General features: G+C 70.1%; 13 protein-coding genes. 4 read left to right on the top strand and 9 right to left on the bottom strand.

All coding sequences use genetic code 11. The features are described from left to right. Positions 1-220: 220 nt before the first annotated feature. Positions 221-1,216 carry a lytic transglycosylase domain-containing protein gene (locus QE412_RS05015; RefSeq protein ID WP_307480867.1) on the top strand — a complete coding sequence of 332 codons (996 nt, stop codon included), beginning with the start codon at positions 221-223 and terminating at the stop codon, positions 1,214-1,216. Positions 1,217-1,563: 347 nt separating this feature from the next. Here the strand turns inward: QE412_RS05015 and QE412_RS05020 are convergent, their stop codons facing one another. The 7 genes from QE412_RS05020 to QE412_RS05050 all read right to left on the bottom strand — a co-directional run bounded on the left by QE412_RS05020 (position 1,564) and on the right by QE412_RS05050 (position 9,342). Then, positions 1,564-3,261, bottom strand: coding sequence for an ABC1 kinase family protein (locus QE412_RS05020; protein ID WP_307480869.1), 1,698 nt, complete (start codon positions 3,259-3,261; stop codon positions 1,564-1,566). Positions 3,262-3,310: 49 nt separating this feature from the next. Continuing rightward, positions 3,311-3,889 (bottom strand): PadR family transcriptional regulator, encoded by a 579-nt coding sequence (locus QE412_RS05025; protein WP_307480871.1) that lies wholly within the window; start codon positions 3,887-3,889, stop codon positions 3,311-3,313. 90 nt (positions 3,890-3,979) lie between these two features. Continuing rightward, positions 3,980-4,885, bottom strand: coding sequence for a phospholipase (locus tag QE412_RS05030; RefSeq protein WP_307480873.1), 906 nt, complete (start codon positions 4,883-4,885; stop codon positions 3,980-3,982). 381 nt (positions 4,886-5,266) lie between these two features. Next, complete coding sequence (pgi, locus tag QE412_RS05035; RefSeq protein ID WP_307480874.1) at positions 5,267-6,946, bottom strand: glucose-6-phosphate isomerase; 1,680 nt, start codon at positions 6,944-6,946, stop codon at positions 5,267-5,269. 94 nt (positions 6,947-7,040) lie between these two features. After that, positions 7,041-7,724 carry an NUDIX hydrolase gene (locus QE412_RS05040; RefSeq protein WP_307480876.1) on the bottom strand — a complete coding sequence of 228 codons (684 nt, stop codon included), beginning with the start codon at positions 7,722-7,724 and terminating at the stop codon, positions 7,041-7,043. 33 nt (positions 7,725-7,757) lie between these two features. Next, positions 7,758-8,693 carry a G5 domain-containing protein gene (locus QE412_RS05045; RefSeq protein WP_307480878.1) on the bottom strand — a complete coding sequence of 312 codons (936 nt, stop codon included), beginning with the start codon at positions 8,691-8,693 and terminating at the stop codon, positions 7,758-7,760. Positions 8,694-8,787: 94 nt separating this feature from the next. After that, positions 8,788-9,342 carry a hypothetical protein gene (locus tag QE412_RS05050; protein WP_307480879.1) on the bottom strand — a complete coding sequence of 185 codons (555 nt, stop codon included), beginning with the start codon at positions 9,340-9,342 and terminating at the stop codon, positions 8,788-8,790. Between the two features lie 162 nt (positions 9,343-9,504). Between QE412_RS05050 and QE412_RS05055 the strand changes: the two genes are divergently transcribed. After that, positions 9,505-9,816 (top strand): hypothetical protein, encoded by a 312-nt coding sequence (locus QE412_RS05055; RefSeq protein ID WP_307480881.1) that lies wholly within the window; start codon positions 9,505-9,507, stop codon positions 9,814-9,816. Between the two features lie 16 nt (positions 9,817-9,832). Here QE412_RS05055 and QE412_RS05060 read toward each other — a convergent pair whose 3' ends face one another. Then, positions 9,833-10,660 carry an SDR family NAD(P)-dependent oxidoreductase gene (locus tag QE412_RS05060; protein ID WP_307480882.1) on the bottom strand — a complete coding sequence of 276 codons (828 nt, stop codon included), beginning with the start codon at positions 10,658-10,660 and terminating at the stop codon, positions 9,833-9,835. 187 nt (positions 10,661-10,847) lie between these two features. Between QE412_RS05060 and msrB the strand changes: the two genes are divergently transcribed. Both msrB and msrA read left to right on the top strand, forming a co-directional pair. Next, complete coding sequence (gene msrB, locus QE412_RS05065; RefSeq protein ID WP_307480884.1) at positions 10,848-11,306, top strand: peptide-methionine (R)-S-oxide reductase MsrB; 459 nt, start codon at positions 10,848-10,850, stop codon at positions 11,304-11,306. Between the two features lie 38 nt (positions 11,307-11,344). Continuing rightward, positions 11,345-11,899 (top strand): peptide-methionine (S)-S-oxide reductase MsrA, encoded by a 555-nt coding sequence (gene msrA, locus QE412_RS05070; RefSeq protein WP_307480886.1) that lies wholly within the window; start codon positions 11,345-11,347, stop codon positions 11,897-11,899. Positions 11,900-11,937: 38 nt separating this feature from the next. On the opposite strand, the gene QE412_RS05075 is transcribed toward msrA, so the two are convergent. Beyond that, the gene (locus tag QE412_RS05075; protein WP_307480888.1) at positions 11,938-12,336 is read right to left on the bottom strand and encodes an arsenate reductase ArsC; all 399 of its coding nucleotides are present in this window, start codon (positions 12,334-12,336) and stop codon (positions 11,938-11,940) included. Positions 12,337-12,402 lie beyond the last annotated feature (66 nt).

Raw genomic sequence — 12,402 nt, forward strand, 5'->3', positions numbered from 1 at the left:
CACACGTCTCCTCGCCGTCGTCGACCGGTGACGGACGCCCTTCCGCACTGCACGCGGTGGATGCACATACGGGCCGAGACCAGCGTTTTCTCCTCGGGCGATCTTGCACGAGGCGCCCAGGTGGTGTCCAGACAGGCGTGCCAGGCTCCCGGGCTTGTGCTCGCTCGACGCGGGCCGGACGGCGGTACCCGCGCCGTCCCCCTCACGTGAAACCGGTTCTATGCGATCTGACTCGACACCCCTGTCCAACCGCCGTACCCGCCGTCTCGCCTCTCGTCGCCTTCGCCGTCGCCCCGTACTGGCGACCGGCGCCCTCGTGATCGGCGTGCTGTCGGCAGCCACGCTCACCGGCACCGCGCCGGCGGCGACCGCCTCCGCCGTCGACCTGTCCGCCGCGACGTTCACACGGGTATCCGTGACCACGCCCACCGTACTCGCGACGCCGCCCCGACCCGAGGTCGACCAGGCACGCGCAGCGAGTGAAGCGGCGACGCAGGCCCTCGCGGCGGTGGCGACCGTACAGAACGACATCGCGGCATCCGGTCTCGACATCGGACAGCCCACGACCGTCGACACCGCGCCCCTCGAACAGGCCACCGAGCGTCTCAGCGATGCTCAGGTGTTGCCGGCGACCTTCCTGCCCGCCATTTCCGACGACGTGACGACCCTGACGACGTCGGTCGATCAGCGTGTCGCCGAGCTGCGAGGCGGCCTCGACGCCGCCGTCGCGAAGAAGAAGGCCGAGGAGGAAGCCGCCGCCGAGAAGGCCCGCCAAGAAGCCGAGGCGGCAGCCGCGGCCGAACGCGCCGCCGCTGAGGCCCGTGCGTCCGACTCGGGCAGCAGCACCGGCGGCGGAGGCGGCGCATCGTGGACGCCGGCACCCTCGGGTGGCGGCGGCTCCGGCGACAACAGTCCCTCGGGCGCTCAGGCCAGCGCACGCGCCATGCTCGGCAACTACGGCTGGGGTGACGACCAGTTCGGCTGCCTCGTGTCACTGTGGAACAAAGAGTCGGGCTGGAACTACCAGGCCTACAACGCCGGAAGCGGTGCCTACGGCATTCCCCAGGCGCTGCCCGGCAGCAAGATGTCGTCGGCCGGCGGCGACTGGCAGACCAACGCGGCGACACAGGTCGCGTGGGGGCTCGGCTACATCTCGGGTCGATACGGCAGCCCGTGCGGCGCCTGGGGCCACTCGCAGTCCGTCGGATGGTACTGAGCCGCAGCCGACCGGCCCGCACGACCGCCCGCACAGTCCACCATCACGCGCGCCGCGCCGGATTTCTCCGGCGCGGCGCGCTTTTGCGAGCACCCGGACATCATCGATCCAGGATCCCGGGTGAGACGCGCCTGGACAGGCCGGTGGGCAACGGGAGAAGGGAAGACGTGGACCTGCGCGGGTTGGACGCTCTGGCCTCCGCCGTGTTCGCGGAGAAAGCCGACGCGGGGCGGCGCCCCGATGGGTGCCCACACGGCGGCGACTGCTGGTGCGGCTGAGCGCCGCCGCACTGCTGTGGAGCGGTCTGACCTCGCTCATGGTCGCGTCGACCAGCGCCAGGACGGGGGTCAGCCGCCGTTGCGGCGGGCGATGAACCCCGCCAGAAGTGCGTGCGCGAGCGGTGCCACCGACACGATCATCAGAATCGTGCCGAGAGCGGCCTGCTCGGCCTGCAGCAGCACTCCCCCGATCAGGAGGCCGGTGAACAGCACCGACGACACCACCCTCCGCACCATGCGCTCGAGGTCGCGGAGCCGGCGCTCGATCCGCGGGGTCTCCACGGCGAGCGAGCCCTCTTCCAACCGCGAGATGAGGTTGTCGGCGCGCCGCGGCAGGCGTGCGGTGACAGCGGCCGCCGCCCCCACCTCGCGCACGAGGGCCTGCGCGGTGTGGCCGCTCTCCTCGCGGATCAGGCGCTGCGCATAGGGCTCGACCGCGTCCCAGAGATTGAAAGCGGGGTCGAGGGCGCTGCACATGCCGCTCGTCAGCGACATCGCGCGCAGGACCAGGAGGAAGTTCTCGGGCAGCTGGAACGGCAGGGCGCGCACGACGTCGCCGAACTCGATCGCGAAAGCTCGGAACTCGCGGGGGTCGACCTCTTGCAGTTCGGCGAACCCCATGCCGCCGAATCGCGCGAACAAGTGCGTCATCGCACGCTCGAGCTGGATCGTGTCTGCCGAGGGCAACAGCACCCCGACGTCGCGGATGCCGTCGACCAACCCCTTGCCGTCGCGGGAAGCCGCCGCGATGAGCACGCGGCGCAGCCCCCGCCTCAGGCTCGGCGGGACCTCGCCCATCATGCCGAAGTCGATGAAGGTGAACCGCCAGGCGGGGGCACCGGGCTCGGCGGACGGGACGGGCGTCACGAACACGTTGCCGGGGTGCGGGTCGGCGTGGAAGAAGCCCTCGTCGAAGAGCTGGTCGAACATGACCGCGGCGAAGCGCGCGGCGACCTCGGACGGGTCGATGCCGGCGGCGCGCAGGGCCTCGACGTCGTTGATCTTGATCGCCGTGACGTCTTGCAGCGTGAGCACGCGGCGGGTGGTGCGCTCCCAGACCACTTCGGGCACGTCCACGCCGCCCTCTCCCCCGAAATCGGCGGCGAAGCGCTCGGAGTTCGCGGCCTCGTGGAGGTAGTCGATCTCCTCGAGGCTCGTGGCGGCGAACTCCTCGACGAGCTGGGGCATGTCGACGCGGTCGCGCACGAGCGCCACCTTGCTGAGCCACACGCCCACCTTGCGCAGAGCCCGTAGGTCGACGTCGACGATCCGGTCGATGCCCGGGCGCTGAATCTTCAGCACGACCGCGCGCAGACCAGTCTCGTCGGCCAGCTCGTCGTTGAGGACCGCCCGATGCGCCTGACCGAGGGAAGCGGCGGCCAGGGGACGCTCGTCGACGCTCGCGAACGCCCGCTCCAACGGCATCCCGAGCTCTTCCTCGGCCCGCGCCCGCATCTGTGTGAAGGGCACCGCGGGCACCTCGTCCTGCAGGCCCTCGAGTTGCTTCGTGATCGAGGGAGGCAGCACGTCGAGACGTGACGACATGAACTGGCCGACCTTGATCATGAGGCCACCGAGATCGACCGCGAGCACGTGGAAACGCTGCGCGATGCGCTCGAGCCGACGGGTGCGGCCCCGGGCGGAGATCCACCCGAGGCCGAACCGCGGCAGGAACAACTCGTACCACCACGCCTGCACGAGGTAACGCGCGGCGAATCGCGTGATGCGGCGATAACGGGCCTTCAGCAGGGCATCGTCGTCGGTCATCGATTCTCCTGGATGCCGACGCGCGCAGTGCCGTCGAACAGGGCCGGCCTCAGCCCTGGGCGAGGATGGAGTAGAGCTTACGACGGGCTTCGTCGAGGATCTCGACCGCTTGCGCCACCTGCTCCTTGTCTCCCGTGCGTGCGACCTGGGCTGCCGCCTGCGCCAGCTCGACACCGGCTTTGGGCAGCGCGGTCATGCGTCCGCTGTCGCGGGTTCCGGCAGATTCCCACGGCGCCGTGCGCTCGGTGGTCTCGTCGCCCGCGGCGGCGCGCCCCTCGGCGGTGAGGGAGTACGTCTTGCGCCCGTTCGACTCCTCGGACTGTACGAGCCCCTCGTCGGTCAACAGCTGCAGCGTGGGGTACACGGATCCAGGACTCGGCTTCCACGACCCGCCGCTGCGCTCCTCGATCTCTCGGATGATCTGGTAGCCGTGCATGGGTTGCTCGATCAGGAGCGAGAGCACCGCCGAGCGAACATCGCCCTTGTTCATGCGCGGCCCCGAGTTGGTCTTCTGCTCGAACTGCGTGCGCAGCTGCTCGAGACCCTCGAGGATGTTGGACACCGGCCAGCCCGGGGTGTTGCCGCCGCCGCGTCCACCGAACGCGTCTCCCAGGAATGAACCACTCATGACGACCTCCTTGGCGCGGACCCGATCTGGGTCAGCGATACATAACGATATATCGCTGAGGGGCATGTGGGGCCGCAGTGCGGCGAATCGTCAGTACCAGTTCATCGCCTGCGAATGGCCCCACGCGCTGCACGGAGTGCCGTAGCCGCGCGAGATGTAGTCGAGACCCCAGGCGATCTGCGTCGCGGCGTTCGTCCGCCAGTCATCGCCGAACGTCGCCATCTTGCTCCCCGGCAGCGACTGCGGGATGCCGGTGGCGCCACTGGGGTTGTAGGCCTGGTAGTCCCAGCCCGACTCCTTGTTCCACAGCGACGACAGGCACGAGAACTGATCGCTCCCCCACCCGTACGTGTCGGACGCCAGCTGCGCCGCGTAGGCGCGGGCACCGTCGGGGGTGTTGACCCTGGCGAGGGCCTCCGCCGCCTCTTGCTGACGCTGGGCCTCAGCCGCGGCGGCAGCCTCGGCCTGGCGCTGCGCCTCAGCGGCGGCGTCGGCGGCCGCCTTCGCGGCCTTGGCCTCGTCGAGGCTGCCCTTCACCTCGGCCACGCGGGCAGCGACCCGGTCGGTCTCGACCTCGGCGTTCTGACTCAGCGCGGGCACGAGCAGGACGGGCAGCAGGTCGGTCGATCCCAGACGCTCGACCGCGTCTTGCAGCGCCCCGGTGTCGATCGAGGCGTCGCCGATCGAGAGCGGCAGGCCGGTGGAGGCGACGTCGGCCTGAACCGTCGTGGCACTCGAGAGCGCGGCCTGCGCCCCCGACATCGCGGTGGCTGCATCGGAGGTGATGGCATCGAGCGTGGGAGCGGTCGACACCGAGACCGCCGTGCCGGGCGCGGCGAACGACGACGCCGATGCGTCCGGCAGCGAGGTCGGCGCAGCGATCGCGAGACCGGTCGTGGCCACCATGCCGAGCGCGAGGCCCGCGCACGTGGCGGCGGTGACGAGAGTGCGACGGGCGCGGTTGACGTGGGCGATCTTCAGGTCGGAACGCAGCAAGGAGAAATCTTTCGTTTCGGGGCGCGGCTCGTCGGGAGGGAGCGCGGATTCGTGCCGTCGGGTCGACACAAGTCCCCGAGTGTGGGGGCTGCTTCTGGGCGTTATCTCCTCGTTACCTGAAAGAGACGTGGGAACGCGTCGGTGAGCCCCACCGCATGGAGCGCCCCCGACAGCGTTCCCGAAGACACGCGGGAACGCTCCTCGCATCACGGGCGGAAAAAGCTTTGACCGGGCTTTTCTTCGGGATCCTCGCCCTCGCGGGAGATCGATCGCCACCGCGGTCGCGTCGGAGAGCGCGCGCAGAACGCGAAACGGGCCGATCCGCGAGAGAAATTTCTCGACGGATCGACCCGTTCGGTCGCACTCAGCGCGTGGCAGCGGTCACGAGCGGTGAGCGCGGTAGTACTGCAGCAACCCCGCCGTCGAGGCATCCTGCGCCGCGAGCGCCTCGTCATCGCCCTCAACGGCGGGCGCGATCTGCAGGGCGAGCTGCTTGCCGAGCTCGACGCCCCACTGGTCGAAGGAGTTGATGCCCCAGACCGTGCCCTGGGTGAAGGTGATGTGCTCGTACAGCGCGATGAGCTGACCGAGCACCGACGGCGTCAGCGACGGCGCGAAGATCGACGTCGTCGGCCGGTTGCCCGGGAAGGTGCGAGCGGCGACGAGGGCTCCGGTCGTGCCCTCGGCCTCCACCTCTTCGGCCGTCTTGCCGAAGGCCAGCGCCTTGGTCTGCGCGAGGAAGTTCGCCAGGAGAAGACCGTGCACATCGCGGCCGTCGTCGGCCAGCGGGTAGGCCGGGTTGACGAAGGCGATGAAGTCGGCGGGGATGAGGCGCGTGCCCTGGTGGATGAGCTGGTAGAAGGCGTGCTGACCGTTCGTGCCGGGCTCGCCCCAGAACACCTCGCCGGTGTCGGTCGTCACGGGCGTGCCGTCCCAACGCACGGACTTGCCGTTGGACTCCATGGTGAGCTGCTGCAGGTACGCCGGGAAGCGGTGCAGCTGCTGCGCATAAGGGAGGACGGCGTGCGACTGGGCACCGAGGAAGTTCGTGTACCAGACGTTCAGCAGCCCCATGAGGACCGGCACGTTCTGTTCGAGGGGGGTGGATGCCACGTGCACATCGACCGCATGGAAGCCGGCGAGCAGTTCGCGGAAGACGTCGGGCCCCAGCGTGATCGCCAGCGACAGGCCGATGGCGGAGTCCACGGAATAGCGACCGCCCACCCAATCCCAGAAGCCGAATGCGTTGGTGGGGTCGATGCCGAACGCGGCCACCTTGTCGAGCGCGGTGGACACGGCGACGAAGTGGTGCGCGACGGCGGCGGTGCGGGCTTCGTCGGTGTCGGCGATCGCGCCCGCGGCGGCCAGCTTCTCCCACAGCCAGTCGCGCGCGAGGCGGGCGTTGGTCAGGGTTTCCAGCGTCGTGAACGTCTTCGATGCGACGATGAAGAGCGTGGTCTCGGGGTCGAGATCGGCGGTCTTCTGCGCGATGTCGGTCGGGTCGATGTTCGACACGAAGCGCGCGTGGATGCCCGCATCGGCATACGGGAGGAGGGCCTCGTAGACCATCACGGGACCGAGGTCGCTGCCGCCGATGCCGATGTTGACGACGGTCTCGACCTTCTTACCCGTGACGCCGCGCCACTCGCCCGCGCGCACGCGGTCGGCGAAGGCGCTGAGCCGGTCGAGCACCTCCTGCACGTCGTGGTCGACCTGCTGCCCGTCGACGACGAGCGCGGGCTCCGCACCGGCGGGTCGGCGAAGCGCCGTGTGCAGCACGGCGCGGTCTTCGCTGGTGTTGAGGTGCGCACCGCGGAGCATGTCGGCAAAGCGCTCGCGCACTCCGGTCTCAGCGGCGAGCGCCACGAGCGCGTCGAGAACCTCGGGCGTCACGAGGTTCTTCGACAGGTCGACGTGCAGGTCGCCGACGGTGCGGGTCAGAGCGCTCACGCGGTCGGGGGTGGTGGCGAACCAACCGCGGAGGTCGGGCTCGAAGTCGTCGCGCAGAGCACTCAGACGGGACCAGGCGGAGGTGGTGGTGGGGTCGATAGGCGCAGTCACGGAGACCACGCTAGCGACCCGCGCCGCACGCCGCGCCGCACGTGACGAACTGTGGGAGAACAGCTAAGGCGTCGCGCTCCGGGCAAGAGCGGGCTTACTCCCCCGGGAGCGGAATCTCGCGCGTCGCATCCCAGGGCTCCGTCCACCCGAGCCGGTCGAAGAGGCCGTCGAGCACCATCGCGGTGAAGCCCCACAGCGTCTGCGGCCCGGAAGCCGTCTCGAGTGCGAACGCCGGTCCGTGCCACTCGCGACCGTCGCGGCGGATCACCGTCGACCCGCGGCGCGCCGGGTCGAGCAGGTCGGCGACCGGGGCGCGGAACACGTCCGCCGACTCGGCCGCGTCGACGGCCCGTACGGGGGTCGGCTGCGACCACCAGCCGAGCACGGGCGTCACCTCGTGGCGGGAGTAGGCGAGCGGAACGGGTGCGAGCGTCCCGAGCACGTCGACACCCGCGGGATCGAGCCCCGTCTCCTCGCGTGCCTCTCGCAGCGCCGCCGCCACGGCATCCGTATCTCCCCGATCGACCCGGCCGCCGGGAAAGGCGACCTGCCCGGGGTGCGCGCGCAGGGTGCTCGCCCGCGCCAGGAGCAGGACGTCGAGATCGCTCGGGACGTGAGCGGCGACGCGGCGGCTCGGGATGCCGTCGAGCACCCCGAACAGGATGAGCACCGCCGCCGGTCGCGCCGCGCCCTCGACCGGAAGGGCCCGCAGGTCGGCGAACCCGTCGTGACCGAGGTCGCGGACGAGCGTCTCTAGCTGGGCGCGGGGTGAGGGCATGGACCGATTCCACCACCAGGTCCCGCGACACGGTCAGCCGTTGCAGGCCCACCCGTCGCCGTCACCGTCGAGCTTGTAGACGTCGGGCCCGACGACGCGCGCGACGCCGTCGAAGTACGACGGACCGTTGCCCGAGCCACCCCCGCAGTCGACGTCGGAGTCGATGGGCACGCAGGCGTCGGCGTAGCTCGCGTGGCATCCCTTCGCCTCCGCCTGCGCCTCGGCGGGAGGAGCGGCGGCGGGAGGCGGTGGCGCGACGTAGGTGCCGACCGACGTGACCTCGGACACGGGTGCGCGCGTGACCGACTCGCTCACGAGCACCCGCGCGGTCTCGACACCGTCCGTCGTCGTGACACGGTAGACGGCCCTCGACTCGCCGTCGACCCCGGCCGTCGTCACGCGAGACTCGCCGCGGGCGATTCCGCCGTCGTCGACAGAGGTCTTCGCGAAGGGAACGGCTGTGACGACGGAGACCTCGGTGGTGACCGCCACCGGCGTCGGCGTCACGACAGGCGTCGGCGTCGCGCTCGCGCGAGCGGACGGGGCGTTGGATGCCACGGGTTCCGCGACCGCCGGAGCGACCGGTGCGCGGGGAAGGGCAGCGGTGACTCCACCCGAGACCAGCACGATCGCGGCCGCCACCGCGGTGACGCCGAGAGCCGCCCGCCGGGACGCGAATCGGACCCACGTGCGCTTTCCGGTGAACAGAGCGACGATCCCCGTCACCAACAGCACGACCGCGGCGAGGACGACGACCGGCCAGAGAAGGAAGACGATCGGCAGAGCGACGACAGCGATCGCGATCCACGCCCAGAGCGGCAGGCGACCGCGGCGCCGCGTCACCGGGAGCGGCACGGGTCGCTCCCGTCCGTTCTCTCCCACGCGATCCGTCCACGCTGCACCGTCCCACCAGCGCCACCGCGACGCGTCGGAAGGGTCCGGAAACCACCCAGGCTGCTGCCCGCTCATGACATATCCCCCAATATGCGCCGGGCCCCCTCGCCCGACGAGTCGGCTCAGTGAAGCAGACGGCGGGGCGCGTGTCCAGCGTTCTCGGCCTCGCTCAGCAGCGTCTGCCGGGGGCGGCGCCCGCGGTCGGGGTGGTGGAGGTGTCGACGCGGACGCCGAGAGCGACCGTCCAGCCGGTGGTGTTGTCACCGGTCGTCGTCGCGAGCTGGAGGGCTCCCTCGTCCTCGCCGAACACGTTGTCGTCGGCGAGCGAGACGCGGGACAGGTTGGATGCCGACGAGGGGTAGGCCGCGTCCGCGTAGACGATCTCGCACGTGTCCTGCGGCAACGCGACCTGCGACGTCGCGATCGCGTTGGACGCGTCGGCGATGGCATCCACATTTGGGGAGACCTCGAAATGGATGTGGGGCCACCGACCGTCGTAGCAGCCGGGGAAGATGGAGGTGAACGACACGACGCCGTCCGACCCGGCCACCTGGATGGCACCGGCGCCCAGGGCGACGAGTCCCAGGATGCCGCGCCGCGACACGAGCGCGCGAATGCCGAACGGTGCGCCCTGGTCGACGACGGGCTCGTCGGCGCGGTCGAGGAGACGGCCCTCGTAGGCGGGGCCATCGGGGGTCATCTCCGTGTGAGGGAATCTGGTCATGTTCGCCTCCGGGTCGGGGTGCTGTCGATACCCGACTGTGAAGGGTGACCCCTGCCCGGCACCTCACCGATTCTTTGCGAAAGCTCTGAGACGTGATGCGCCGTCAAGGCCCCGCCCGCGGCGCGCGCGTGCGTGTGAAGATGAGGCGACGGAGGTGATCACATGGCGTCAGCGCTGCACGCGGTAACCCTCGTCGTGAACATGCCGATCACGAAGATCGACGCTCTCGACGTGATCGCCTTCGCGTCCGACGGCGGCATCGAGGATGCCGGGACCGCCCAGCCCCGGGTCTGGCTCGCGCCCCATGCGTGGGCCGAGGTGGAGATCCCGAAGTTCGCCGATCCCCCGCCCTTCGCGATCGACGTCTACTCCGACGTCTCGGGCGCGCTCGCCTGGGCGCAAGCCCGACGGCTCGCCGAGGCGCTCGAACGCCTCGGCTGGACCGTGGAACCACCGCGCGCGGGTGTGCAGTGACCACGGTGAAGAGGGGTCAGCCCTCGAGCCCCGCGAGGATCGCGCTGCGCTCCCACAACGACTTCGCCACGGCGGGGTCGTCGGCGAGGCGGCTCGTGCGCGCCGCCCTGTTGTTCGCGTAGAAGCCGCCCGGATCCCAGTCGACACCCGGCTTGCCCAGGGCGAGCCACGTCAGGCGCGCACCGCCGACCGACGTCGACGTCATCAGCCGCTGCGCGAGCGGTCCGCCGTACAGCCATTTCCACGGCCCGTCCGACGTCGAGCCGAAGCTGGACGCGATGACACCGGGGTGGAAGGCGACGGCCGAGAGCCCCCGATCGCCGTAGCGGCGGTGCAGCTCCTTCGTGAACAGCACGTTCGCGAGCTTCGCGTTTCCGTACGCGGTGGTCGACGAATATCGGTGCTCGGCCTGCAGGTCGTTCAGGTCGAAGCGCGGGAACAGGCGTGCGGCGGCGCTGGAGGTCTGGATGACCGAGGCGCGCGATTCGAGGAGTCGCTCGCGCAGCAGCGCGGTCAGCAGGAACGGCGCGAGATGGTTGACCTGGAAGGTCAGCTCGAGCCCGTCGCCGGTGAGCGTGCGCTCGCCGAACACACCGCCGGCGTTGTTGGCGAGCACGTCGATACGGGGGTATCTCTCGAGCAGGGATGCCGCGAGCTCGCGCACTTGCGCCAGGTCGCTGAAGTCGGCGACCAACGAGTCCACCCCGAGCGTGCCCGCGACGCGAGCGGTCTTCTCGGGATTGCGCCCGACGACGACGACCTCCTCGCCGAGATCGTGCAGCTGCTTCGCGGAGGCGGCGCCGATGCCGTCGCTCGCTCCCGTGATGACGATCGTGCGGGTCATTCGTACCTCCTGGTCGGTTCCCTCACGCTAGCGGGGCCGGTGGAGACGACTCCGGGGCTTGAAGTCGGCATCCGGAACGACCGAGAACTCACAGCCCGCTCCCAGTCCCGAGGGACCAAAAGCGACGGGGAAGGCGTTCTCTAGAGAGACGCCCGCCACCGGGTGTCTTGACGAGAGGACACGAACCGTGAGCACGGAGTACCGGAAGACGTCGGAGGCGCTCGGCCGCCTCACCGACCGCCAGTTCGCCGTCACGCAGGACGACGCCACCGAACCGCCGTTCCGCAACGAGTACTGGGACAACCACGAGGCAGGGATCTACGTCGACGTCGTGTCGGGGCAGCCGCTGTTCTCGTCGACCGACAAGTTCGAAAGCGGGTCGGGCTGGCCGAGCTTCACCAAGCCCATCGACGACGCCGCCGTCATCGAGAAGACCGACCGCACCCTGTGGATGACGCGCACCGAGGTGCGTTCCGCCGGTGCCGACAGTCACCTCGGGCATCTGTTCGACGACGGCCCGCGCGATGCCGGCGGGCTGAGATACTGCATGAACTCGGCTGCCCTCCGGTTCGTGCCCGTCTCCGACCTCGAGGAGCAGGGCTACGGTGCCTACCGCGCTCTGTTCCGGCAAGGACAGTCCTCATGAACCCCTTCTCGTTCTTCACCCGCAAAAGGAGCAACACCATGACCAGCGGACCCACCGACACCGGCGAGATCACGCGTCGCCCGGGCACCGAGACCGCCGTCCTGGCGGGCGGCTGCTTCTGGGGCGTCGAGGACCTCATCCGCCGCCAGCCCGGCGTGCTCGACACGCGCGTCGGGTACACCGGCGGACAGAACGACCACGCCACCTACCGGAACCACCCCGGTCACGCCGAGGCCGTCGAGATCGTCTTCGACCCCTCGCAGACGAGCTACCGCGACATCCTCGCGTTCTTCTTCCAGATCCACGACCCGTCGACCCTGAACCGTCAGGGCAACGACGTCGGGACGAGCTACCGCTCCGCGATCTTCCCGCTCTCCCCCGAGCAGGAGCAGGTCGCGCGCGACACCATCGCCGACGTGGATGCGTCGGGCATCTGGCCCGCGAAGGTCGTCACGACCATCGAGCCCGAGGCGCCCTTCTGGGAGGCCGAGCCCGAGCACCAGGACTACCTCGTGCGCATCCCGAACGGGTACACGTGCCACTTCGTGCGCCCCGGCTGGGTGCTGCCCAAGCGTGAGGAAGCGTCCGCGTGAGAAAGGGGGCCCGGATGACAAGCATCCGGGCCCCTTTCTCATGCCAACAGGTCGTCGAGCAGGCGCTGCACGCGCGCCTTGATGTCGTCGCGGATCGGTCGCACCTCGTCGAGGCCGCGGCCCGCGGGGTCGGTCAGTTCCCAGTCCTCGTAGCGCTTGCCGGGGAAGATCGGGCAGGCATCGCCGCAGCCCATCGTGATCACGGCGTCGGACGCACGCACGTCGTCGGTCAACAGCAGCTGCGGGACCTCGGCGCTGATGTCGATGCCCTCCTCCGCCATCGCGGCGACGGCCGTGGGGTTGAGCGACTCCCCCGGGGCGCTGCCACCCGAGAGCACGGTCACCCGGTCGCCGCCGAGCGTTCGCGCGTAGCCCGCCGCCATCTGCGAACGGCCGGCGTTGTGGACGCAGACGAAGAGGATCGTGACGGATGCCATCGGAACATCCTGACTCCCCGAGGTGAACGGAGGGTGTCTTGTGCCGGAGCGTCGTCGCGGCGACCG

The sequence above is a fragment of the Microbacterium trichothecenolyticum genome (genome assembly GCF_030818955.1).
Taxonomy (GTDB): Bacteria; Actinomycetota; Actinomycetes; order Actinomycetales; family Microbacteriaceae; genus Microbacterium; species Microbacterium trichothecenolyticum_B.

Bases quoted from the DNA above. Each gene is read 5' to 3' on its own strand.
- QE412_RS05015 (WP_307480867.1), top strand. From the start codon at position 221: ATGCGATCTGACTCGACACCCCTGTCCAACCGCCGTACCCGCCGTCTC.
- QE412_RS05020 (WP_307480869.1), bottom strand. From the start codon at position 3,261: ATGACCGACGACGATGCCCTGCTGAAGGCCCGTTATCGCCGCATCACG.
- QE412_RS05025 (WP_307480871.1), bottom strand. From the start codon at position 3,889: ATGAGTGGTTCATTCCTGGGAGACGCGTTCGGTGGACGCGGCGGCGGC.
- QE412_RS05040 (WP_307480876.1), bottom strand. From the start codon at position 7,724: ATGCCCTCACCCCGCGCCCAGCTAGAGACGCTCGTCCGCGACCTCGGT.
- QE412_RS05045 (WP_307480878.1), bottom strand. From the start codon at position 8,693: ATGAGCGGGCAGCAGCCTGGGTGGTTTCCGGACCCTTCCGACGCGTCG.
- QE412_RS05050 (WP_307480879.1), bottom strand. From the start codon at position 9,342: ATGACCAGATTCCCTCACACGGAGATGACCCCCGATGGCCCCGCCTAC.
- QE412_RS05055 (WP_307480881.1), top strand. From the start codon at position 9,505: ATGGCGTCAGCGCTGCACGCGGTAACCCTCGTCGTGAACATGCCGATC.
- QE412_RS05060 (WP_307480882.1), bottom strand. From the start codon at position 10,660: ATGACCCGCACGATCGTCATCACGGGAGCGAGCGACGGCATCGGCGCC.
- msrA (WP_307480886.1), top strand. From the start codon at position 11,345: ATGACCAGCGGACCCACCGACACCGGCGAGATCACGCGTCGCCCGGGC.
- QE412_RS05075 (WP_307480888.1), bottom strand. From the start codon at position 12,336: ATGGCATCCGTCACGATCCTCTTCGTCTGCGTCCACAACGCCGGCCGT.